The organism is Cupriavidus oxalaticus (genome assembly GCF_004768545.1).
Lineage (GTDB): Bacteria > Pseudomonadota > Gammaproteobacteria > Burkholderiales > Burkholderiaceae > Cupriavidus > Cupriavidus oxalaticus_A.
Map to the genome: position 1 here is coordinate 170673 of NZ_CP038634.1, position 21758 is coordinate 192430.

A 21758-nucleotide genomic window follows, 5' to 3' on the forward strand; every position below is an offset into this window, starting at 1 on the left:
GACGCAACCATGGCAGAGCCAATCCTGCAGGTGAAGAACCTGACCACGCGCTTCCGCACCGACCGCGGCGTGGTCACCGCGGTGGACCGGGTCTCGTTCGACGTGGCCGCCGGCGAGACGCTGGCGATCGTCGGCGAGTCGGGTTCGGGCAAGAGCGTGACCGCGCTGTCGATCCTCGGCCTGATCCCGCAGCCGCCCGGCGTCATCGAGTCCGGAGAGATCCGTTTCGAGGGACAGGATCTGCTCAGGCTCAAGCCGGCGGCCATGCGCGCCATTCGCGGCAACCGCATCGCGATGGTGTTCCAGGAGCCGATGTCGTCGATGAACCCGGCGCTGACGGTGGGCAAGCAGATCGCCGAGCCGATCCGCGTGCACCAGGGCCGCGCCTGGGGCGATGCCTACGAAGAGGCCGCGGAATTGCTGGCGCAGGTGCATATCCCGGAGCCGCGCAGCCGCGTCCACGCCTATCCGCACCAGTTCTCGGGCGGCATGCGGCAGCGCGCGATGATCGCGATGGCGCTGGCCTGCAAGCCGAAGCTGATCATCGCCGACGAGCCGACCACCGCGCTCGACGTCACCGTGCAGGCGCAGATCCTGGATCTGCTCAAGGGGCTGGCGCAGCAGGCCGGCACGGCGCTGATCCTGATCACGCACGACCTTGGCGTGGTGGCGCGCTATGCCGACCGCGTCGCGGTGATGTACGGCGGGCGGCTGGTGGAGACGGCGACCGCGGACGAACTGTACCGCCATCCCGCGCATCCCTACACGCGCGGCCTGATGGCATGCGTGCCGCGCCTGGATGGCGACACCAGCCAGCCGCTGGTGCCGATCGACGGCCAGCCGCCCGACCTGACCGCGCTGGGCCCGGGCTGCGCCTTCCTGCCGCGCTGCCGGCTGGCGCAGGAACAGTGCCGCCAGGCGCCGCCCGAGCTGCGCGTGATTCCTGTGCGGACTTCCGACCAACACCTCAAGGCTTGCTTCCTCCATGACGCCCATTGACACGCCCCTGGCGCGCAGCGTCGCGCCGCCTGAGCGCACGGATCGCACGGATCGCACGCATGGCAGCGCAGGCGCCGAGGCGCCGGCCAGTCGTCAGCCGCCCCAGGCCGGCGACCCGATCCTCCAGGTCGAAGACCTGAAGGTCCATTTCCCCGTGACGCGCGGTGTGCTGCTCAAGCGGCAGGTCGGCTCGGTCAAGGCGGTCGATGGCGTCTCGTTCACGCTGCGCCGCGGCGAGACGCTGGGGCTGGTGGGTGAAAGCGGCTGCGGCAAGTCCACCACCGGGCTGGCCATCATGAAGATGCTGCCCGCCAGCGCGGGCCGGATCGCCTTCGATGGCGAAGACCTGGCCGGCTTCAGCGGCGCGCGCGAAAAGCGCTTCCGCCGCAGCGTGCAGATGGTCTACCAGGACCCGTTCGCGTCGCTGAACCCGCGCATGAAGGTGCGCGACATCATCGCCGAGCCGCTGCACGTCCACGGCCTGGCCGGCGATCGTGCCGCGCTGCAGGCGCGCGTGGCCGAGCTGCTCGACATGGTCGGCCTGCTGCCCTACATGGCCGACCGCTATCCGCACGAATTCTCGGGCGGCCAGCGGCAGCGCATCGGCATCGCCCGCGCACTGGCGCTGAAACCGAGCCTGATCGTCTGCGACGAGCCGGTGTCGGCGCTGGACGTGTCGATCCAGGCGCAGGTGGTCAATGTGTTCATGGCGCTGCAGCGCAGCCTGGGCCTGTCCTACCTGTTCATCGCCCACGACCTGGCGGTGGTGCGCCATATCAGCGACCGCATCGCGGTGATGTACCTCGGCCGCATCGTCGAGATCGCCAGCCGGCACCAGCTCTACGCGGAGCCGCGCCACCCGTACACGCGCGCGCTGCTGTCGGCGGTGCCGGTGGCCGACGTGCGCGCTGAACGCCAGCGCCAGCGCATCGTGCTGCAGGGCGAAGTCCCCAGCCCGATGCATCCGCCTTCGGGCTGCCGCTTCCATACGCGCTGCCCTTCGGCCATGCCCCAGTGCCGCAGCGCCGACCCGGTGCTGCGCGACCAGGGCGACGGCCAGATGGTGGCCTGCCACCTGTACGACTGACATCTCGCGGCAAACCCCCCGGGCGCTGCCGCGCCGGTTCAGCTCAGTTCAGCGCAGCAGGCCCATCATCATGGGCCGCACGAACAGATCGGCGGCGTTGTCGGCGGTCGCGTCGCGGACCCAGCGGCGCAGCTCGACCGCGGCGTTGATCATGCCATGCACCTGCAGCGCGGCGATCGACTGGTCCAGCGGCCGGATCGAGCCGTCCTGCATGCCCTGCACCAGGAAGCGGACAAAGCGCGTGGACAGACGCGCCATGTCCTGCATCTTGGCGATGCGCATCTCTTCCGGCAGCGCGCCGTAGATGGTCAGCCGCAGCAGCGGTCCCTGGCTGGAGAACTGGTAATGCACCAGCGCGCGCGACACCGCGCACAGCTTGTCCCAGCCGGTGCCGGGCATCTCGTCGACCAGCGTCTGGGTATCGCGGATCACCGCCGACATGCGGTCGAAGCATGCGGAGATGAGGTCGTCCTTGTTCTCGTTGTGGTGGTAGAACGCGCCCTTGGTCAGGTTCAGCCGCGCCGAGATCCGGTCCGCCGAGGCGCCACGGTAGCCCTGCTCGTTCAGCAGCTCGGTGGCGGCGCGCAGGAACGCCTGCTGCGTTGTTTCCGGCTGTCCCAGCGTCGGCAGCAGCGCTTCGGCATCCAGCTCCGGCTGCCACGCGGTGCCGGGCGCGGCAATGCCATTGAGCACGATGTCCGCCAGCGTCTGCGCGACCTTGGGGTAGTCCGCCGGTTCGTAGCGTTCGATCCAGCTCATCGCGCCGCTGGTCAGTGACAGTAGCAGGTGGGCCCGCGCGCTCAGCGCGCTGCGCTGTGCCGGGTCGGCGGGCGTGGCATCGCGCAGCAGCCCGCGGATCTGCCGGAACATGTCGTTGTAGGCGGAGAACGCCACGTCGGCATGGCTGGCCGGCAGCGCGCGGATCTCACGGAAACTCATCAGCTCCGGCCGCTCCCCCGCCGCGGTGCGCGCCAGCCGCGCGACGAACAGCGCGATAAAGGCGGCGACGCGCTCGCCGGCGCTGCCGTGCTGCGCAGCCGCGCCGGCCAGGCCGCGCATTTCCTCGATGGTGCGCATCAGGCAGGCCAGCACCAGGTCTTCCTTCTTGCGGAAGTAGTACGTGATGCTGTTGGTGTTCAACCCCACCAGCTGGCCGACGTCCGACAGCGTCGTGCCGCGCACGCCCTTGCGGTTGAACAGCGCCGCGGCGGCATCGAGGATGCCTTCGCGCTTTTCGACATAACGGCGGGTCTGCCTGGCTTCCGACTGGTCCGTGAGCATGAGCGGTCCGGTGCGCGGATGGGCGGACCGGTTTTTCGAAGATACGGTACCAGGGATTATAAGCGGGGGTTTTGCGCGTGAGATATCGGGATGTTCCCGCTTTGCCGCACGTACCTTATTATCCAGACAGTATTCGGCATCTTGGTGGCATCGGCCCCGAAGACCTGAAGCATATGCACCGCGCAAGCCCGTCAGGGGTCGTGCGCCGCAGCCGGTGCCGGAGAGAGGAACACCGGCAGCCGGAACATGAACTCGCTGCCGCCACTGCGGCGGCGCCTGGCCACCAGCGTACCGCCGTGCGCCTCGACGATCGAGCGGCAGATCGCAAGCCCCATCCCCATGCCGTCGTCCTTGGTGGTGAAGAAGGCATCGAAGACGCGCGGCAGCACATCTTCGGCAATGCCGGTCCCGTGATCCTGCACGCTGACCACCACCATCTCCTGGGCCTCCTGCTCGCGGTACGAAGCCACCAGCAGCTCGCGCTGCTCGACCGGCGTGCCGGCCATGGCGTCGAGCGCGTTGGTGACCAGGTTGAGCACCACCTGCTGGAGCTGTACGCGGTCCGCTTCCACCTGCGTGGCGCCGGCAGTCAGCCGGGTCACGGCCCTGACGTGGTGCGCGTCCAGATCGGGCCGCACCATCTCCAGCACCTCGCGCAGTACCTCGTCCGGAGAAAGCGGCGCGAGCACCGCCGGCGCCTGCCGCGCCAGCGCGCGCAGCGCACGCACGATGTCGGCGGCGCGCAGCGCATGCTGGCGGATAAAGGCAAGGCCCTCCAGCGCCTCTCCGAACTCCGGCTGCGGCCGCTTCAGCCAGCGCACGCTGGCATCGGCGGTGGCGACAATGGCTGTCAGCGGCTGGTTGACTTCATGGCCGATCGATGCCGCCAGCGTTCCCATCACGGTCAGGTGCGAGGTGCGGGCCAGCTCGGCGCGCGCATCGCGCAGGCCGATCTCGGCGGCCACGCGGCGGTTGTTCTCGCCGATCAGCTGCTCGTACAGCCGCGCCGTTTCCAGCGAGATCGCGACCTGCGGCGCCAGCATCTCCAGTTCGGCGACATGGTTCGCACCGAACACGCCCGGAGCGTTGTTGTTCTCCAGGTAGACCGCGCCGATCAGGCTTTGTCCACGCACCAGCGGCAGGCACAGCACCGAGCGCACGCCGCTGTCGATGGCGGCCCTGGTGCGGATCGACGGTGCGTCGACCATGGCGTCGGCTAGCACCAGCGTCTGGCGCGTGCGCAGCACGCTGTTGAGCACCGCCAGCGGCAGCGCGTGCTCGGTAGGCGGCGCCGAGCCAAGTGCCACCGTCACCCTGTCGTCGAGCACCCGGCCCGAGGCCTCGATCATCGGCTCGTCATCCCGCATCAGCACCAGCAGCCCGTAGCGGGCGCCCGCGTGCAGGATCACGGTGCTCAGCAGGCTCTCGACCAGCCGATCCATCACGATCTCGCTGGACAACGCACGCGCCGCCTGCCGGCCGAGTTCCCAGCTGGCGGCCGGCGGTGCCGGCGTGCCGTCGGCCACGGGTGCGCCGAGCTGCGGATACTGCGCGGCCAGCAGCGTCGCCTTGTGTTCGGCGCCCCAGCGCTGGTAGCACGCGCGCGCCAGCGCCAGGTGCTGCCGGGCCGCCGTATGCAGGTCGTGCCGGGCGCACAGCATGCCGGCCAGTTCATGCGCCAGCGCCTGCTCATGCACGAAGCCCGCTGCAGCTGCCGCCTCGGCCGACTGCTCGTAGCAGGCCAGCGCGCGCAGCGGATCGCCATCCGCCTGGGCCAGCGCGGCATCGACCAGCAGCAGCTTGTTGCGGAACGTCAGCGGATTGAGCGCTGCCCAGCGCGCGAAGCAGGCGCGGTGTGCCGCAATGTCGGCGGCCGCCTGCGGTGCCTGCGCGTGCGCCAGCGCAATGCCGAGGAACAGGCGGCAGTCGGCCACATTGATATGCGCGGGCGCGGACCAGATCAGTGTCTCGGCCTGGCGCAGGCTGTGCACCGCCTGCGCAAACTGACCGAGGAACACCGCGGCCATGCCGTCGTACAGGTAGATCCAGAAGCGGGTCGGCAACGAGTTGCTGCGTGCCAGCCGCTGCGCGGCGGTGCCGCAGTGTGCGGCGTCCTCCTGCCAGCTGCTGCTTTCGACACCTTCGCCGCCCTCGCCACGTTCGTCGCCGCGTTCGTCGCCAACACGCAGCCGCTGCACGAAATGCAGCTGCGAATGCAAAATCAGCTCGATGTCCCGGTACTGGACCTGGCGCGTCAGCGCCAGGCCGCGCGCGATCTCTTCCGCCACCAGGCACAGGTGCTCCCCCATGACCAGCAGGTCGGACGCGATATGGTTGCAGGCATAGCAGGCCATGCCGATGTCGCCGGAGGCGCGCCCGAGCGTCACGGCTTGCTGCGCGTGGCTCAGCGCATACGACAGCGGACGCGTCCAGGCGCTGACCTGGTCCACGGCGACCAGCGTCGCGATGCGTCCCGCTTCATAGCCATGGTGGTCGATCAGCGCCATCGCCGCCTGCCCGTATGCGAGCCCGTCCTCGTACGCCTCGTACAGGCTGGCGATAAACACGCCGAACCATGACAGGCCGTACGGAGACTCCGGCGTGGCGCCATGGTCGAGGGTCAGCTCGACCATCTTGGCCACATGCAGGAAGCTGATGCCATCGCGCACGAACAGCGAAGAAATCAGCGTGGACAGCAGCCCCATCACGGCATGGATGCGCGGGTCATCGGTGGCGGGCAGCGACGCCAGGGTGGCGATCGGGCGCGTGCCGAGCGCGGCGCGCACGGCGTCGTAAGCGTCGCGCATGCGCTGCGACGACGGCGCGCGCTCCAGGTGTACATCGAGCAGCGCCAGGCCAGACAAGGCCGCATTGATCGCGCCTTCGTAGTCCGAGCGCACGGTCTGCAGGCTGGCGCGCAGGCGGTACACGGCGGCCTGGTCGAGCGCGTCATGCGCGCGAGCGAGCAGTGCATCGATGCCCTCCGACGCGGCATCGAGCCGGGCCTGCGCCAGCAGGCATTCGCAACGCAGCAGGTTGGCGGCGTAGGCCAGGCCATAGTGCGCTTCCCACCAGTCCGGCTGCATCAGCGCCTGGGCCGTGTCCATGTAGTGCAGCGCCTGCCCGATCGCGCCCGAGCGCCAGGCGCGCCGCCCCGCCACCAGCAGCACCTCGACGAAGGCCACCCGCTGCGGCATCGGCAACGCCTGGCTGGCCCGGACGGCTACGCGCTCGATCTGGTTGCAGATCTCGAACGCATGGTCCGCCAGCTGGCCGCGCCAGTGCTCAATCATGATCCGCGCGATGCGCGCGTGCTCGGCGGGGCGCGCATGCGGCTCGATCATCGAATACGCGGATTCCAGTATGCGGTCGTGCTGGAACGCGTAGCCGCACGGCGCCTGCACCAGCAAGCCGGCCTCGACGAACGGCTGCAGCTGGCTGGCCAGCTGTGCGGCGCTGACGCCGGCCACGCGGGCGAGCAGGCCGGCGTCGGCGCGCAGCCCGACGCAGGCCAGCTGCTGCAGCAGTCCGGTACCGGCGCGGGGCAGCCTGGCAAAACGCCGGATCATCAGGTCGACGACGTTGCCGGTGTAATGCTGGTCGTCGACCTCGGCGGCATGCCAGTCCCAGCCGGTGCCGCAGGCCTGCCTGGTCAGTACGCCGTCGTCGACCAGCGTGCGCAGCAACTGGTAGGAAAAGAACGGGTTGCCCGCGGTCCGGTCGTGCACGGCGTGCGCCAGCGCCGCGATACGCGCGGGCGGCTCGTCGAGCGCGGCGCCGACCAGCTCGGCCAGGTCAGCGGGCGCCAGCGGCCTGACGGGGATGCGCGTGACCGCCAGCGCGCCGCCGCGATTGGCATGCAGCAGCCACGAGAAGCGTTGCTCGACGTCCTGGCCGTGGTCCCGGTACGCGGCGATCAGCAGGATGCCGCCCGGACGCTGCACCGTGAAGGCTTCCAGCAGCGCGACGGTGAACGCGTCGGCCCACTGCAGGTCGTCGAAGAACAGTACCAGCGGCTGGCCCGGCGCGGCAAAGGCGGAAAAGGTGGCCAGCAGTGCCCCGAGTGCGCGGGCCTGCGCCTGCTGTGCCGGCACGTTGGCCAGCGGCGCCGTGCGGCCCAGCACCTGTTCGGCCTCCGGCACCAGTTCGGCAACCACCCGGCCCTGGCCCGCCAGCATGCCCAGCCAGCGCTCGCGCTGCGGCGCCAGCGTGGCCGGCGGCGCATCCAGCAAGCCAAGCGTAAGCCCGAGGATGGCCTGCGCCACCGGCGCATACGGAATATCGAGCTGGAGCTGGTCGCTCTTGCCGGCGGCAATGCGGGCGCCGGTCTGCGCCGCGGCCTGGCGCGAGAAGGCATTGGCCAGCGCGGACTTGCCGGTGCCGGCACCGCCGGCGACCAGCACAAGCTCGGACTTGCCGCTCAGGCACACGCGTCCCAGCGCATCGGCCAGCAGCGCCATCTCGCGGGCGCGCCCTACCAGGCGCGCCGGGACTTGCAGCGCCGGTGGCGCCGGCTTACCCGTCACTGGCCGGCCTGGCAGAGGCCCAGCTGCTGTGCCATCAGCACCAGCTCGGCAAAGGTGCGCGCCTTCATCTTGCGCATGGCCTGCCCGCGATGGATCTTGACCGTCACCTCGCTGATGCCGATTTCGGCCGCGATCTGCTTGTTCAGCAGGCCGGACACCGCCAGGCCCATGACCTCGGCCTCGCGTGGCGAAAGGGTCTCGTAGCTGGCGCGCAATTCGTCGGCCTTGCGCGCGCCTTTGCGGCGCAGGCGGTCCCTGGCCAGCGCGGCGCTCACCGCGTCGAGCAGGTCCTGGTCGCGGCACGGCTTGGGAATAAAGTCCACGGCGCCGGCCTTCATCGCGGCCACGCTCATGGCGATGTCGCCGTAGCCCGTCATGAAAATGATCGGCAGCGGCACGCCCATGCGCGCCAGCCGGCCCTGCAGGTCCAGGCCGCTGGGGCCGCGCAGCCTGACGTCGAGCACCAGGCAGCATGGGGTATCGGGCAACGGAAAGGCCAGCAGCTCGGCGGCGGACTCGAACAGCACCGCGCTCAGGCCGACCGAGCGGAACAGGTTGCCGAGCGCATGGCGCACGCCGGCATCGTCGTCGACGACCAGTACGGTCGCGTCATCGCAGGCACTGTCGTCGGCAGGCTCCAGGCTTGGGGATGTCACGGTCTGCTCTCCAGGGCGCGCGTGCGGGGGCGCACGAGCAGCGGATTATAACCAGCAGGCCGCCATCGGCAATGACCGTCATGCCAGCACGGGAGAAGTGCACGTCACTAATACCATTGTATTAGTCAGGCGCGCGCCGGCGCCGAATTGCTCGCCTCGCTTCCGGTGCAAGCGTCGCCGGACCGATTAATACCATCATGCAATGGCGATTCCTGCGCCTGCCGTCTAGTCTTCTTATCCGGGCCGCGCTGCCGTGCCTTGCCGTTCCGCATGCCGGCGGCCGCCGTCGGCCTGCGCCTGCGCTCAAACCCCTGTCCCGAGGATCGACACCATGTCCAACCCAAAGCTCGAAGTCCTGACCCCGCAAAACAGCCAGCTGATCATCATCGACCACCAGCCGCAGATGGCCTTCGGGGTGCAGTCGATGGACCGGCAGGCCATGAAGAACAACGTCGTCGGCCTGGCCAAGGCCGCCAAGATCTTCAATATCCCGACCACCATCACCACGGTCGAAAGCGAATCGTTCTCCGGTTTCACCTATCCCGAGCTGCTCGACGTATTCCCCGGGCAGAAGACGCTGGAGCGTACCTCGATGAACTCGTGGGACGACCAGAAGGTCCGCGACGCGCTCAAGGCCAACGGCCGCAACAAGGTGATCGTCGCCGGCCTGTGGACCGAGGTCTGCAACACCACCTTCGCGCTGTGCGCGATGCTGGAAGGCAACTACGAGATCTACATGGTGGCCGATGCCTCCGGCGGCACCAGCAAGGAAGCGCACGACTATGCCATGCAGCGCATGGTCCAGGCCGGCGCGGTGCCGGTGACCTGGCAGCAGGTGCTGCTGGAATGGCAGCGCGACTGGGCCCACCGCGACACGTATGACGCCGTGATGAAACTGGTCAAGGAACATTCCGGCGCCTATGGCATGGGCGTCGACTACGCTTACACGATGGTGCACAAGGCGCCGCAGCGCACCGCCACGCCGCACGAGTCGGTGGCGCCGGTGCCGGCGCGCTGATCCCGGCATCCCGCAATGACCGCGGCTTGCGCGCGCCCGCTACGGCGGCGCGCAAGCCAACCTGCCAGGCACCGCCAGGGTGCCTTCTTCCACTTCCTGCTTCCAGGAGGGCCTGATCGATGAAAACCATCACCACCCAGGACGGTACCCGCATCTTCTACAAGGACTGGGGCGCGGGCCAGCCGGTCGTGTTCTCGCATGGCTGGCCGCTGCATGCCGATGCATGGGACGCGCAGATGCTGTTTCTCGCGCGCCAGGGCTTCCGCGTGATCGCCCATGACCGCCGCGGCCACGGCCGCTCGGACCAGCCCGCGCAGGGCAACGACATGGACACCTACGCGGACGACCTCGCCGCGCTGATCGAGGCGCTGGACCTGCGCGACGCGGTGCTGGTCGGGCACTCAACCGGCGGCGGCGAGGTGGCGCACTACATCGGCCGCCACGGCACCAGACGCGTGGCCAAGGCGGTGCTGATCGGCGCGGTGCCGCCGCTGATGCTGCAGACCGACGCCAACCCGGGCGGGCTGCCGCTGGACGTGTTCGACGGCATCCGCAAGGGCGTGGCCGAGAACCGCTCGCAGTTCTACCAGGACCTGGCGGTGCCGTTCTTCGGCTTCAACCGCACCGGCGCCAGGGTCTCGCAGGGCACCATCGATGCCTTCTGGGCGCAGGGCATGGCCGGTGGCATCGTCGGGCAGTACGCATGCATCCGCGAATTCTCGGAGGTCGACTACACCGAGGACCTGAAGAAGATCGACGTGCCCACGCTGATCCTGCATGGCGACGACGACCAGATCGTGCCGATCGACGCCTCGGCCCGGCGCGCCGCCGACCTGGTCAAGGGCGCGACGCTCAAGGTCTACCCCGGCGCCTCGCACGGCATGTGCGTGACCAACGCCGACCAGGTCAATGCCGACCTGCTCGCCTTCCTGAAGGGCTGAGTTCGATGTCATTCACGCGCCGGCAATTCATTGGCACCGCGGCCGCGCTCGGCGCGGCCGTTTCCCCGGAGATCTTCGGCATGCAACCCAGCGCCGCACCCAGCCTCATCCTCGTCAACGGCAAGTTCACCACGCTCGACAAGGCCAACCCGCAGGCGGACGCCGTGGCCATCCGCGACGGGCGCTTCGTCGCCGTCGGCACGCGCCAGGACATCATGAAGCTGGCCGGCGCGCAGACGCAGGTCGTGGACCTGAACGGCCGGCGCGGCATTCCCGGGCTGATCGACAGCCACATGCACATCATCCGCGGCGGCCTGAACTACAACATGGAGCTGCGCTGGGACGGCGTGCGCTCGCTGGCCGATGCCATGCGCATGCTCAGGGACCAGGTCGCGCGCACGCCGGCACCGCAATGGGTGCGCGTGGTCGGCGGCTTCACCGAGCACCAGTTCGCCGAGAAGCGGCTGCCGACCATCGACGAACTGAACGCGGTGGCACCCGATACCCCGGTATTCATCCTGCACCTGTACGATCGCGCCATCCTCAACGGCGCGGCGCTGCGCGCGGTCGGCTACACCAAGGACACGCCCAACCCGCCGGGCGGCGAGATCGTGCGCGACGCGCGCGGCAATCCCACGGGCCTGCTGCTGGCCAAGCCGAACGCCACCATCCTGTACGCGACGCTGGCCAAGGGCCCCAAGCTGCCGCCCGAATACCAGAAGAACTCGACGCGCCATTTCATGCGCGAGGTCAACCGGCTGGGCGTGACCGGCGTGATCGATGCGGGCGGCGGGTACCAGAACTACCCCGAGGACTACAGCATCATCGAGGAACTGCACAAGGAAGGCCAACTGACGGTGCGGCTGGCGTACAACCTGTTCACGCAGAAGCCCAAGGAAGAGCTGAACGACTTCAAGACCTGGACCGCCAAGGTCAAGCCGGGCCAGGGCGACGACCTCTACCGCCACAACGGCGCGGGCGAGATGCTGGTCTACACCGCGGCCGACTTCGAGGACTTCCGCGTCGAGCGCCCCGACATGGCGCCGTCGATGGAGGCCGACCTCGAGCCGGTGATCCGCCTGCTCGCGGAAAAGCGCTGGCCGTGGCGGCTGCATGCGACCTATGACCAGACTATCTCCCGTGCGCTGGATGTCTACGAGAAGGTCGCGAAAGACATCCCGTTCAACGGCCTGAACTGGTTCTTCGACCACGCCGAGACCATTTCCGACCGCAATATCGACCGCATCGCCGCGCTCGGCGGCGGCATCGCCGTGCAGCACCGCATGGCCTACCAGGGCGAGTACTTTGTCGAGCGCTACGGCGCACGCGCCGCCGAGGCTACGCCGCCCGTGAAGAAGATGCTGGAAAAAGGCGTCAAGGTGGGCGCCGGCACCGATGCCACGCGCGTGGCCTCGTACAACCCGTGGGTGTCGCTGTACTGGCTGACCACCGGCAAGACCGTGGGCGGCATGGCGATGTACCCGCAGGCCAACCTGCTCGACCGCGAGACCGCGCTGCGGCTGTGGACCGAGGCCAACACGTGGTTCTCCTCGGAAGTCGGCAAGAAGGGCCAGATCAAGGCCGGCCAGCTCGCCGACCTCGCGGTGCTGTCGGCCGATTACTTCAGCGTGCCCGGCGACGACATCCAGGACATCACCTCGGTGCTGACTATCCTGGGCGGCAAAGTGGTCTATGGCGACGCCGACTTCAGCAAGCTGTCGCCGGCACTGCCTCCGCCGATGCCGGACTGGTCGCCGGTGCGCCACGTGGGCGGCTACCAGCCGCGGCCCGAAGCGCGCAAGCTGGCGCTGAACACGGCGTGCGGATGCGCGAGTTCGTGCGGCGTCCATGGCCATGCGCACGCCAGGGCCTGGACCGCCGGCGTGCCGGCCTCGGACGAGAGCACGTTCTGGGGCGCGCTGGGCTGCTCGTGCTGGGCCTTCTGACCTTAGCCAACCGAGACCGGCCATGCCTGAACCGATGACTTCCCTTCCCCAGGCGTCCACAGGCGCCACCGGGCTGCCGCGCTGGATGCATTGGCTGGCCCTGCTGCTGCTTTGTGCGGCCTACCTGCAGGGCGGCCTGTTCAAGCTGGCCGACTTTCCCGGCGCGGTGGCAGAGATGCGGCACTTCGGGCTGAATCCGCCGGTGCCGATGGCGGCCGCCACCATCGTGCTGGAACTGGGCGCCTGCGCCATGATCCTGCTGGGCTGGCGGCGCTGGCTGGGCGCGCTGGCGCTGGCGGCGTTCACGGTCGGCGCGACCTTCATCGCCAACCGCTTCTGGGAAACCCCGCCGGAAGCCCGCTTCATGATAACCAACGCGTTCTTCGAGCACCTCGGCCTGGCCGGCGGCTTCCTGCTGGTGGCCTGGCACGACCTGCACGAGCGCGCAACCCGGCACGGCTGACCAAAATGGCAGAGCAAGCAACACCCTCCCCGTCCCGCACCGCCGACGGCGGCGCCTTCGCGCCGCTGGCGCAGGCGACGTTTGCCGTGCTGTGGGCGGCCACCATCCTCGGCAACGTCGGCAGCTTCATGCGCGACGTGGCCAGCGCCTGGCTGGCCACCGACCTGTCGTCGTCGCCGGCCGCGGTCGCAACGATCCAGGCCGCCGCGACCTTGCCGGTATTCCTGCTGGCGATCCCGGCCGGCGTGCTGTCCGACATCCTCGACCGGCGCCGCTTCCTGATCGCGATCCAGGTCGGGCTGGCGCTGGTCAGCGGCACGCTGGCGATGCTGGCCTGGCGCAATGCGCTGACGATCGAGATCCTGATCGGCATGGCTTTCCTGGGCGGTGTCGGTGCGGCTTTGATGGGGCCGACGTGGCAATCGATCGTGCCCGAGCTGGTGCCGCAGCAAGAGCTCAAGCGCGCGGTTGCGCTCAACTCCCTGGGTGTCAACATCGCCCGTGCGATCGGCCCGGCGGCCGGCGGCCTGCTGCTGGCGGCGTTCGGCGCGGCCGTCACCTATGGCATGGACCTGCTCAGCTATGTCTTCGTGGTCGCCGCGCTGCTGTGGTGGAAACGCCCGGTGCGCGCCGCCGACCCGCTGCGCGAGCATTTCCTGGGCGCGTTCCGCGCCGGGCTGCGCTTTACCCGCGCCCACAGCAAGCTGCATGTGGTGCTGGCGCGGGCCGCGGTGCACTTTGCCTTCGGCAGCAGCATCTGGGCGCTGTTGCCGCTGGTGGCCAGGCAACTGCTGAAAGGCGGCGCCAGCCTCTATGGCGTGCTGCTGGGCGCGGTCGGGCTGGGCGCGATCCTCGGTGCGCTGGTCCTGCCGCGGCTGCAGCGGCGGCTGGACGCCGACGGGCTGATGCTGCTGTCTGCCATCACCACCGCGGTGGTGATGGCCGGGCTATGCGTGGCGCCGCCGGTCTGGATCGCCCTGTTGCTGCTGCTGTTCCTGGGCGCGGCCTGGATCATCGCGCTGACGACACTCGGCGGCGTGGCGCAGGCGATCCTGCCCAACTGGGTGCGCGGCCGCGCGCTCGCGGTCTACCAGATGGTGTTCAACGGCGCGATGGCGGCGGGCAGCCTGGTGTGGGGCTTTGTCGCGCAGGCGCTGGGCACGCCCGGCGGGCTGCTGGTGGCGGCGGTCGGCATGCTGGCGGCAGCGCTGCTGCTGCACCGGCTGCGCCTGCCCCGCGGCGAAGAGGACCTGGGGCCGGCACGGCACTGGCCCGAACCCGAAGGCGCCGCCGATATCGCGCATGACCGCGGCCCGGTCATGATCCTGATCGAATACTGCGTGCGCGCGCCGGACCGCGATGCCTTCCTGCGCGCGGTCCACCAGCTTTCCGAAGAACGCCTGCGCGACGGGGCCTTCAACTGGGGAGTGCTGGAAGACCCGGCCAACCCGGAGCTGCTGACAGAGTGGTTCCTGGTCGAATCGTGGGCCGAGCATTTGCGCCAGCACGAGCGCGTGCCTCATGCCGATGCCGACCTGCAGCGCGAGGTCACCCGCTTCCATGCCGGCGACAAGCCGCCGCGCGTGCGGCACCTGCTCGGCGTCGGATTGCCGCCTGCCCCGGCAGCGCGTCACTGATCCTCATGTATTTCTTGCTGGAGGCTTTCCGATGAAGCTTTACCTTGTCTCCCTCGGCGCCGGCATTCTTGTCGGCATCATCTACGCGCTGATGCAGGTCCGTTCGCCGGCGCCGCCCGTGGTGGCGCTGGTCGGCCTGCTCGGCATGCTGATCGGCGAACAGGTGGTGCCGCCGGTCAAGCGCCTGCTCGCCGGCGAGCCGGTCACCATTGCATGGTTCCATTCGGAATGCGTGCCCAAGATCACCGGCACCCCAGGCCCGACGCTGAACGCCGCCAGCAAGGCGCCCGTGGACGGCGCAACGCACTGACCGGCTCCGGTCACGCGCCCGGCCCGGGGAGACCGTGTGAATGCCACGCCGTTCATTGCCATCGTCGACGACGACGCTGCCGTGCGGCATGCCATCGGCAGGCTGGTGCGCGCCTTCGGCATGGCGGTGGAGTTGTACGCGGATGGGCCGGCATTGCTGCAGTCGTCGTCGATCGACCGCATCGACTGCGTGATCACCGATGTGCAGATGCCGGGCATGAACGGCTTCGCGCTGTGTGAAGCGCTGCGTGCGCGCGGCTTGCGCGTGCCGGTCATTTTCATGACGGCGTTCGACCTGCAGGATTTCGCGCTGCGCGCACGGGCCGCCGGTGCGGCCTGCTTCCTCGGCAAGCCGTTTGACGAAACCGAGATGCTCCGGTGCATCGAGCGTGCGCTGGCGACGCACCGGAGTTCCTGACGCTCGGGGCCGGCTCAGGCCAGCGCCGGATAGTCGACGTAGCCGTGCGGGCCGTTGCCGCCGTAGAGCGATGCGTCCTCGAACGGCTTGTTCAGCGGCTGGTTTTCGCGGAAGCGGCGCGGCAGGTCCGGGTTGGTGATCATCTTGCGGCCGAACGACACCATGTCGGCGCGGCCGCTGCGGATGGCTTCCTCGGCCATTTCCTTCGAGTAGCCGTTGTTGACCATCCACACGCCGCTGTACAGGCGGTGCAGCGCTTCGTAGTCGAACGGCACGTTGTCGCGCGGGCCGCCGGTGTGGCCTTCCACCACATGGATATACACCGGGTGCAGCTTTTCCAGTTCGCGCACGACGTGCTCGAACAGCGGCTTCGGGTTGCTTTCCAGCGCATCGTTGACCGGCGACACCGGCGCCAGGCGCACGCCGACACGTTCGGCACCGATCTCCGCGATCACCGCGGCCATGACTTCGAGCAGGAAGCGCGCGCGGTTCCCGACGCTGCCGCCGTAGGCGTCGGTGCGCTTGTTGGTGCCGTCGCGCAGGAAGGCATCGAGCAGGTAGCCGTGGGCACCGTGCACTTCGACACCGTCGAAGCCGGCGCGGATGGCGTTGGCCGCGGCGGTGCGGAAGTCATCGACGATGCCGGCAATCTCGCCCGCCTCCAGCGCGCGCGGCAGCGAGCATTCGACGTAGCCCTGGCCGTTGATAAAGGTCTTGGCGTTGGCCGCGATGGCCGACGGCGCCACCGGCGCCTGGTTGTCCGGCTGGAAATGCGTGTGCGACATGCGCCCGGTGTGCCAGATCTGCAGGAAGATCCTGCCGCCCTTCGCGTGCACCGCGTCGGTCACCTGCTTCCAGGCTGCGATCTGCTCCGGCGTATAGATGCCAGGCGTGTTGGTGTAGCCCTGGGCCGTGGTCGAGACCTGCGTGGCCTCGGCAATGATCAGGCCCACGCTGGCGCGCTGGCTGTAGTACTCGACCACCATGTCGGTCGGCACCAGGTCGTCGTCGGCGCGGCTGCGCGTCAGCGGCGCCATGGCCATGCGGTTGGCGAGTTCAAGCTTGCCCAGCCTGACCGGCTGGAACAGCGCATCGGCGAGAAAGGCTTCGTTCTGTGCACCCATGAATGGCTTACTCCGAGGTTGGTGATTGGCCGGCCGCAGCAGAAACAGCAGCGGCCGGCTGGAACAGGTGGTTGAACATCAGGTCGACGCTGCGGCGCAACGGCTCGACCGAGCGTTCGAGCTTCATGCGCAGCAAGGCGCCTTCCCAGGTATCCCAGGCCAGGCCGGACAGTTCGGCGGCCGCGATATCCGTGCGGATGGCGCCATCCGCCTGGGCGTCGGCGATCATGCCGGCCAGGCGCTCGCGCCAGGCCAGTTGCGCCGCCTGCAGCGCCACGCGGCAGGTGTCGCTGGACGAGGCGATTTCCGCGGCGAAATTGCCGACCAGGCAGCCGGCGCGCTCCGTTTTGGCTTCGTGGTGGGCAATCATCCGCTCGAAGACATAGCGGATCGCCGCCATCGGCTGCGGCGGCGCCGCTTCCATCATGGCTTCCCACGACCGCTGCAGGTACGCCGCGTACTGCGCGATGATCGCCGCGGCGAACGCTTCCTTGCTGTCGAAATGGTTGTAGAACGACCCCTTCGGCACGCCGGCATGGTCGGTGATCTGCTGGATGCCGGTGGCGTTGTAGCCGTGGCGCGAAAACAGTTCGCGCCCTGCCTTGGTCAGGCGGTTCGGGATGTCGGTCTTGTCTGCGGTGCGGGCCATGGCTGGAATAATATGACCAGTCGTCTTGAAAAGTCAAACGGCAATTTTGCGCCGATTCCGACACTGTCCGTACAGATTGGCCTGGGAAGGTGCCGTTCCCTCTACCTTGGTTCGGCACGCCGCACTTCATAGAATGAAGTTGATTCCTGGACAAGCGGCCGGGGTTCCGCCGCAGCCACCGCCATGCAAGCTGTCGCCTATCCCTACCAGCCGGTGCCGGAACGGGGCACCATGCGCTGCTTCCTGCTGGCCCTGCTGATGCACCTGCTGCTGGGTGCCCTGCTCTACTACGGCGTGCGCTGGCGCAACGCCGTGCCGGAAGGCGTGACAGCCGAACTGTGGGAGTCCGTGCCTGAAGTGGTCATCCCCCCGCCGGCGGTCACGCCGACGCCGACGCCAAAGCCCGTCGAGGAGGAGGACGCCGATATCTCGCTGCAGGAAAAGCAGCGCAAGGCCGAACGTGCCGCCCGCGACGAAGCGCAGCAGGCCCGGCAGCGTGAAAACCAGGCCCGCGCCGACGCGGCCCGCAAGGAAGCACAACGCAAGGCGCAGGAAGAACTGCGCCAGGCCGACAACACGCGGCGCCAGGGCGAACTGGCGCGGTTGCAGGCACAGGCGGGCCACGCCAACGCGGGGACCGGTTCCGGCACCTCCGCGCGGCCTTCGTCGGGCTATGCAGAACGGGTCCGGCAGCGGGTCAAGCCGAACATCATCTTCAACGAAGACGTCGCCGGCAATCCGGCGGCGGTGGTGGCGGTGCACATGGCGCCGGACGGCTCGGTGCTGTCGACGCGGCTGGCCAAGTCGAGCGGCAACGCCGGGTGGGACAACGCCGTGCTGCGCGCGGTCGCGCGCTCGGACCCGTTGCCGCGCGACGAGAACGGTGTCGCGCCGTCGAGCATCAACATCACGTTCTGGCCAAAGGACCAGGGCGGCTAGCCGCAGCGCCGTGCGGGGCGAAACGAAAAAACAGAAGGGAAACGAAAGGGGGTGGTGCCCATGGGCAGGATCGAACTGCCGACCTCTCCCTTACCAAGGGAGTGCTCTACCACTGAGCCACATGGGCGCACGCTCCGGCGAACACCGGAAGATTTGGAGCGGGAGACGAGTCTCGAACTCGCGACCTCAACCTTGGCAAGGTTGCGCTCTACCAACTGAGCTACTCCCGCGTACTTTGGCTCCCCGACCTGGGCTCGAACCAGGGACCTGCGGATTAACAGTCCGTCGCTCTACCGACTGAGCTATCGGGGAATTCATCGCGTTTTCAGCGAAGCGCGGATTCTACATCAACGTTGGCGGGTTTTGAAAGGGGGCAACGACAAAAATCCGCAGAACGTGCTTCGATCGTCGGGCTTGGTGGCGTTGCTGCTCTCAAGCCAACTGAAATCCTGCTACAGGCCGTTGCAGCATCCCCGCTGCCGGCCGAACCGGAAATTGTGCACATTGTGCACACCGAGCGTCCGTCCGCTTGTCCCCATCCACCCGATACGCTTGAATCGGGTCACCCTTCCGGCAGAGGAAGGATGGAGACAAAGATGCCACTTTCCAACACGGCGCGGCCACCGGTACGCGCTGGCCGCACCGAACTGGCGCAGCTGCTTGAGCCCGCCTCGATCGCCATCATCGGCGCCTCGCGCGATACCAGCCGCATCGGCGGCGTCGCGCTCGACCACCTGCAGCGTCTTGGCTACCGAGGCCAGGTTTACCCGGTCAATCCGCGCTACGCGGAGATCGCCGGGCTGGCCTGCTATCCCGATGTCGAGTCCCTGCCGGCGGTGCCGGACGTGGCGGTGCTGGCGCTCGGCGCCGACGAAGTGTTGCCGCAGCTGCAGCGCTGCCATGCCCGCGGCATCCGCGCCGCCATCCTCTATGCGTCGGGCTTTGCCGAGGCGGGCGAAGCCGGCGTCGCGCGCCAGGCGGCGCTGACCGCTTTCGCGCGCGCAAGCGGCATGGCCATCGCCGGGCCCAACTGCATGGGGCTGGCCAACCTGACCACGCGCGCCATCACCGCCTTTGCCACCACCTTCCGCGCCTACCCGCCGCAGGACGGCCCCGGCGCCGTCAGCCTGCTGACGCAGAGCGGCAATGTGTGCGCCATCGTCTATGCCACCGGCCGGCAGATGGACGTGGGCTTTCACCAGTTCATCAATACCGGCAACGAAGCCTGCCTGGACTATGCCGACTATCTCGGCTACCTCGCCGACGATGCCCGGACCGGCGCCGTGGTCGGATACGTCGAGGGCCTGCGCAACGGCCCGCGCTTTATCGACGCCGCGGCGCGGATGCGCGCGGCGGACAAGCCGCTGATCGTGCTGAAGGCCGGCGAGAGCGAGGCCGGTTCGGCAGCCACACAATCGCACACGGCGGTGCTGGCCGGCAACCAGGCCATCTACCGCGCCGCTTTCGCCCAGGCCGGCGCGATGCAGGCCAGCGATCCGACCCACCTGACCGACCTGGCCTACCTGTCGGGCCTGCGCCAGCGCAGCGCGGGCCGCCGCGTGGTGGTGGCATCGGTGTCGGGCGCGATGGGTGCGCTCTCCGCCGACCTGCTCAGCGCCGCCGGCCTGGACGTGCCGAGCCTGCCCGGGCCGGTGCAGCAGCGCCTGCAGGCGGCCGTGCCGGAGATCGGCTCGGTGGCGAACCCGGTCGACCTGACCGGCCAGCTGTTCAACCGCAGCGGCCTCGCCTATGCCGTGCTCGACAACCTGGCGGCGTTCGACGGCGTGGATGTGATCTTCCTGTACGCCACCGCTTACCTGCTCGACCGCGTGGCGGATGAACTGATCGACGTGGCGGGCAAGACCGGCCGGCTGATCGTGGTCGCCACCACCGGCGAGCCGGCCAGCCGCGCCCGGCTGGCGGCGGCCGGCGTGGCGCTGTTCCCGGACGTGGCGCGCGCCGCCAGGGCATTGGGCACGTATGTCGACTGGCTCGGCACGCAGGCCCGGACCACGCAGTGGATGGGACTGCGCGCGCGCGCCACCGACCATCCGCAGGCCGCAGAACTGCCCGCTCACGCACTGGACGAGTATCAGGCCAAGCACTGGCTCGCCGGTTTCGGGGTGCCGATCGGCGTGGAAGCGGTCGCGGCCACACCCGCCGACGCCGCACGCGCCGCCGCGAGCCTCGGCTTCCCGGTGGCGGTCAAGGTGCTCAGCCCCGACATCGCCCACAAGACCGAAATCGGCGGCGTGCGGCTGGGACTGCGCGATGCACAGCAGGTGCACGACGCCGCCGCGGAAGTGGTTGCCGCCGCAACGCGCGCCAGGCCGGACGCACGCCAGCGCGGCGTGCTGGTGCAGCAGATGGCCAGCGGCGTCTGCGAGTTGATCGTCGGCGTGACGCGCGACCCGGTGTTCGGCCCGGCCATGACGGTCGGCCTGGGCGGGATCTTTACCGAGGTCTTCCACGACGTGGCGCACCGCTTGCTGCCGGTGGACCGCGCCATGGCCCGCGAGATGCTCGCTGGCCTGCGCGGCTACCGGCTGATGACCGGTTTCCGCGGCAAGCCCGCCGCGGATATCGACGCGGCCGCGGACGCGATTGCCGCGCTGTCCGACGCCGCGATGGCGCTCGGCGACTCGCTCGCTGAAATGGAAGTGAATCCCCTGCTGGTGCGCGAAGCCGGCCGCGGTGCGGTCGCGCTCGACGCACTCGTGCTGACGCAGCAGCCGAACCACGACGGAGACCGGCAATGAGAGACGACACCATCGACACCCGCCGCCGCGACACGCTGGCGCTGCTGGGCCTGGGCGCGCTGGCGCCACTGGGAGCACTGTCCTCCGGCGCGCGGGCGGCCGATTTCCCTATGCGGCCGGTCACGCTGATCGTGCCGTTCGCGGCCGGCGGCGCCACCGATACGCTGGTACGCACGCTGGCCGACAGCGCCGGCAAGACGCTGGGCCAGCCCGTGGTAGTCGAGAACAAGCCCGGCGCCGCCGGCGTGCTGGGCGCCAATGTAGTCGCGCGCGCCAAACCTGACGGCTACACGCTGACGGTGATCCCGGAACCCGTGTTCCGGCTGCCCCACCTGCAGAAGACGCAGTACGACCCGCTGCGCGACTTCACCTACGTGATCCACCTGACCGGCTACACGCTGGGCGTCGCGGCGCGCGCCGACGCGCCGTGGAAATCGTGGCAGGAAATGATCGACGATGCGCGCCGCCGTCCCGGCAAGATCAGCTACGGCAGCACCGGCACCAATGGCACCATGCACGTGACCATGGAAGAGATCGGGCAGAAGCTCGGCGTCCAGTTCAACCATGTGCCCTACAAGGGCGAGGCCGAGATCATCGCCGCGCTGATGGGCGGGCATATCGACCTGGGTGTCACGGCCGGCGGCATCGGCCCTTATGTCGACAGCGCCAAGGCGCGCTGGCTGGTGCTCTGGACCGCCGAGCATTCGCGCCGCTGGCCGCGCGTGCCGACGCTGCGCGATGTCGGCGTCGACATCGTGTCCACCTCGCCGTTCGGCATCGCCGGCCCGCGCGACATGGACGCGCAGGCTGTGCAGGTGCTGCACGACGCCTTCCGCAAGGCGCTCAACGAGCCGGCGATGCAGAAGCTGCTGGAGCGGCTCGACCAGGAGAGCGCCTACCTCAACAGCGCCGACTACGCCGCCTTCGCGCGCCAGCGCTACGAAAGCCAGGGCAAGCTGGTCAAGCGCCTGGGCCTGACTGCCAACCCCTGATGTGCTGATCCCGG

Annotated in this window: 17 protein-coding genes and 3 tRNA genes; 12 read left to right on the plus strand and 8 right to left on the minus strand. The window is 69.0% G+C overall.

What is annotated here, in order from left to right; genetic code table 11:
* Window positions 1–9 precede the first annotated feature (9 nt).
* A complete protein-coding gene (locus E0W60_RS00760) occupies window positions 10–999 on the plus strand; it encodes an ABC transporter ATP-binding protein (protein WP_135702686.1) in 990 nt (329 codons plus the stop codon).
* Window positions 986–2086: an ABC transporter ATP-binding protein gene (locus tag E0W60_RS00765; protein ID WP_135702688.1), complete on the plus strand. Its 1101-nt coding sequence runs from the start codon at window positions 986–988 to the stop codon at window positions 2084–2086. Before E0W60_RS00760 ends, E0W60_RS00765 begins: the two co-directional genes overlap by 14 nt.
* Window positions 2087–2134: 48 nt before the next feature.
* Here E0W60_RS00765 and E0W60_RS00770 read toward each other — a convergent pair whose 3' ends face one another.
* From E0W60_RS00770 to E0W60_RS00780, 3 genes are all read right to left on the minus strand, one after another.
* On the minus strand, window positions 2135–3367 hold the full coding sequence (locus E0W60_RS00770; RefSeq protein ID WP_133094675.1) for a TetR/AcrR family transcriptional regulator: 1233 nt from the start codon (window positions 3365–3367) through the stop codon (window positions 2135–2137).
* Between the two features lie 191 nt (window positions 3368–3558).
* The gene (locus E0W60_RS00775) at window positions 3559–7893 is read right to left on the minus strand and encodes a trifunctional serine/threonine-protein kinase/ATP-binding protein/sensor histidine kinase (protein WP_240745793.1); all 4335 of its coding nucleotides are present in this window, start codon (window positions 7891–7893) and stop codon (window positions 3559–3561) included.
* Entirely contained in the window at window positions 7890–8549 is a 660-nt protein-coding gene (locus E0W60_RS00780; protein WP_135702690.1) for a response regulator transcription factor, read from the minus strand. The genes E0W60_RS00775 and E0W60_RS00780 overlap by 4 nt, the downstream gene beginning before the upstream one ends.
* A gap of 331 nt (window positions 8550–8880) precedes the next feature.
* Between E0W60_RS00780 and E0W60_RS00785 the strand changes: the two genes are divergently transcribed.
* The 7 genes from E0W60_RS00785 (at window position 8881) to E0W60_RS00815 (ending at window position 15281) form a co-directional block, all read left to right on the plus strand.
* Window positions 8881–9567, plus strand: a complete 687-nt coding sequence (locus E0W60_RS00785) for a hydrolase (protein WP_135702692.1) — start codon at window positions 8881–8883, stop codon at window positions 9565–9567.
* Between the two features lie 119 nt (window positions 9568–9686).
* Window positions 9687–10508, plus strand: a complete 822-nt coding sequence (locus E0W60_RS00790; protein ID WP_135702694.1) for an alpha/beta fold hydrolase — start codon at window positions 9687–9689, stop codon at window positions 10506–10508.
* An 80-nt stretch (window positions 10509–10588) separates the two neighbouring features.
* Window positions 10589–12454: an amidohydrolase gene (locus E0W60_RS00795; RefSeq protein ID WP_205751613.1), complete on the plus strand. Its 1866-nt coding sequence runs from the start codon at window positions 10589–10591 to the stop codon at window positions 12452–12454.
* 22 nt (window positions 12455–12476) lie between these two features.
* Entirely contained in the window at window positions 12477–12917 is a 441-nt protein-coding gene (locus E0W60_RS00800) for a DoxX family protein (RefSeq protein WP_133094670.1), read from the plus strand.
* A 5-nt stretch (window positions 12918–12922) separates the two neighbouring features.
* The gene (locus E0W60_RS00805) at window positions 12923–14554 is read left to right on the plus strand and encodes an MFS transporter (protein WP_133094669.1); all 1632 of its coding nucleotides are present in this window, start codon (window positions 12923–12925) and stop codon (window positions 14552–14554) included.
* Window positions 14555–14585: 31 nt separating this feature from the next.
* A complete protein-coding gene (locus E0W60_RS00810; protein WP_135702698.1) occupies window positions 14586–14864 on the plus strand; it encodes a XapX domain-containing protein in 279 nt (92 codons plus the stop codon).
* Window positions 14865–14900: 36 nt separating this feature from the next.
* Entirely contained in the window at window positions 14901–15281 is a 381-nt protein-coding gene (locus tag E0W60_RS00815; RefSeq protein WP_135702700.1) for a response regulator transcription factor, read from the plus strand.
* Window positions 15282–15295: 14 nt separating this feature from the next.
* On the opposite strand, the gene E0W60_RS00820 is transcribed toward E0W60_RS00815, so the two are convergent.
* Window positions 15296–16405 carry an alkene reductase gene (locus tag E0W60_RS00820; RefSeq protein WP_135702701.1) on the minus strand — a complete coding sequence of 370 codons (1110 nt, stop codon included), beginning with the start codon at window positions 16403–16405 and terminating at the stop codon, window positions 15296–15298.
* Between the two features lie 7 nt (window positions 16406–16412).
* Window positions 16413–17054: a TetR/AcrR family transcriptional regulator gene (locus E0W60_RS00825; protein ID WP_135702702.1), complete on the minus strand. Its 642-nt coding sequence runs from the start codon at window positions 17052–17054 to the stop codon at window positions 16413–16415.
* Window positions 17055–17237: 183 nt separating this feature from the next.
* On the opposite strand from E0W60_RS00825, the gene tolA reads away from it, so the two are divergent.
* Window positions 17238–17993: a cell envelope integrity protein TolA gene (gene tolA / locus E0W60_RS00830; RefSeq protein ID WP_135702703.1), complete on the plus strand. Its 756-nt coding sequence runs from the start codon at window positions 17238–17240 to the stop codon at window positions 17991–17993.
* Between the two features lie 52 nt (window positions 17994–18045).
* Here tolA and E0W60_RS00835 read toward each other — a convergent pair.
* The 3 genes from E0W60_RS00835 to E0W60_RS00845 all read right to left on the minus strand — a co-directional run bounded on the left by E0W60_RS00835 (window position 18046) and on the right by E0W60_RS00845 (window position 18305).
* Window positions 18046–18120 (minus strand) — tRNA-Thr (locus E0W60_RS00835).
* Between the two features lie 27 nt (window positions 18121–18147).
* Window positions 18148–18223, minus strand: a tRNA-Gly gene (locus E0W60_RS00840).
* A gap of 6 nt (window positions 18224–18229) precedes the next feature.
* A tRNA-Asn gene (locus E0W60_RS00845) sits at window positions 18230–18305 on the minus strand.
* A 284-nt stretch (window positions 18306–18589) separates the two neighbouring features.
* Here E0W60_RS00845 and E0W60_RS00850 point away from each other — a divergent pair.
* Both E0W60_RS00850 and E0W60_RS00855 read left to right on the plus strand, forming a co-directional pair.
* A complete protein-coding gene (locus E0W60_RS00850; protein ID WP_135702704.1) occupies window positions 18590–20752 on the plus strand; it encodes an acetate--CoA ligase family protein in 2163 nt (720 codons plus the stop codon).
* A complete protein-coding gene (locus E0W60_RS00855; RefSeq protein ID WP_135702705.1) occupies window positions 20749–21744 on the plus strand; it encodes a tripartite tricarboxylate transporter substrate binding protein in 996 nt (331 codons plus the stop codon). Before E0W60_RS00850 ends, E0W60_RS00855 begins: the two co-directional genes overlap by 4 nt.
* The last annotated feature ends 14 nt before the right edge of the window (window positions 21745–21758 follow it).

Bases quoted from the DNA above. Each gene is read 5' to 3' on its own strand.
- E0W60_RS00760 (WP_135702686.1), top strand. From the start codon at position 10: ATGGCAGAGCCAATCCTGCAGGTGAAGAACCTGACCACGCGCTTCCGC.
- E0W60_RS00765 (WP_135702688.1), top strand. From the start codon at position 986: ATGACGCCCATTGACACGCCCCTGGCGCGCAGCGTCGCGCCGCCTGAG.
- E0W60_RS00770 (WP_133094675.1), bottom strand. From the start codon at position 3,367: ATGCTCACGGACCAGTCGGAAGCCAGGCAGACCCGCCGTTATGTCGAA.
- E0W60_RS00785 (WP_135702692.1), top strand. From the start codon at position 8,881: ATGTCCAACCCAAAGCTCGAAGTCCTGACCCCGCAAAACAGCCAGCTG.
- E0W60_RS00790 (WP_135702694.1), top strand. From the start codon at position 9,687: ATGAAAACCATCACCACCCAGGACGGTACCCGCATCTTCTACAAGGAC.
- E0W60_RS00795 (WP_205751613.1), top strand. From the start codon at position 10,589: ATGCAACCCAGCGCCGCACCCAGCCTCATCCTCGTCAACGGCAAGTTC.
- E0W60_RS00800 (WP_133094670.1), top strand. From the start codon at position 12,477: ATGCCTGAACCGATGACTTCCCTTCCCCAGGCGTCCACAGGCGCCACC.
- E0W60_RS00805 (WP_133094669.1), top strand. From the start codon at position 12,923: ATGGCAGAGCAAGCAACACCCTCCCCGTCCCGCACCGCCGACGGCGGC.
- E0W60_RS00810 (WP_135702698.1), top strand. From the start codon at position 14,586: ATGAAGCTTTACCTTGTCTCCCTCGGCGCCGGCATTCTTGTCGGCATC.
- E0W60_RS00820 (WP_135702701.1), bottom strand. From the start codon at position 16,405: ATGGGTGCACAGAACGAAGCCTTTCTCGCCGATGCGCTGTTCCAGCCG.
- E0W60_RS00825 (WP_135702702.1), bottom strand. From the start codon at position 17,054: ATGGCCCGCACCGCAGACAAGACCGACATCCCGAACCGCCTGACCAAG.
- tolA (WP_135702703.1), top strand. From the start codon at position 17,238: ATGCAAGCTGTCGCCTATCCCTACCAGCCGGTGCCGGAACGGGGCACC.
- E0W60_RS00850 (WP_135702704.1), top strand. From the start codon at position 18,590: ATGCCACTTTCCAACACGGCGCGGCCACCGGTACGCGCTGGCCGCACC.
- E0W60_RS00855 (WP_135702705.1), top strand. From the start codon at position 20,749: ATGAGAGACGACACCATCGACACCCGCCGCCGCGACACGCTGGCGCTG.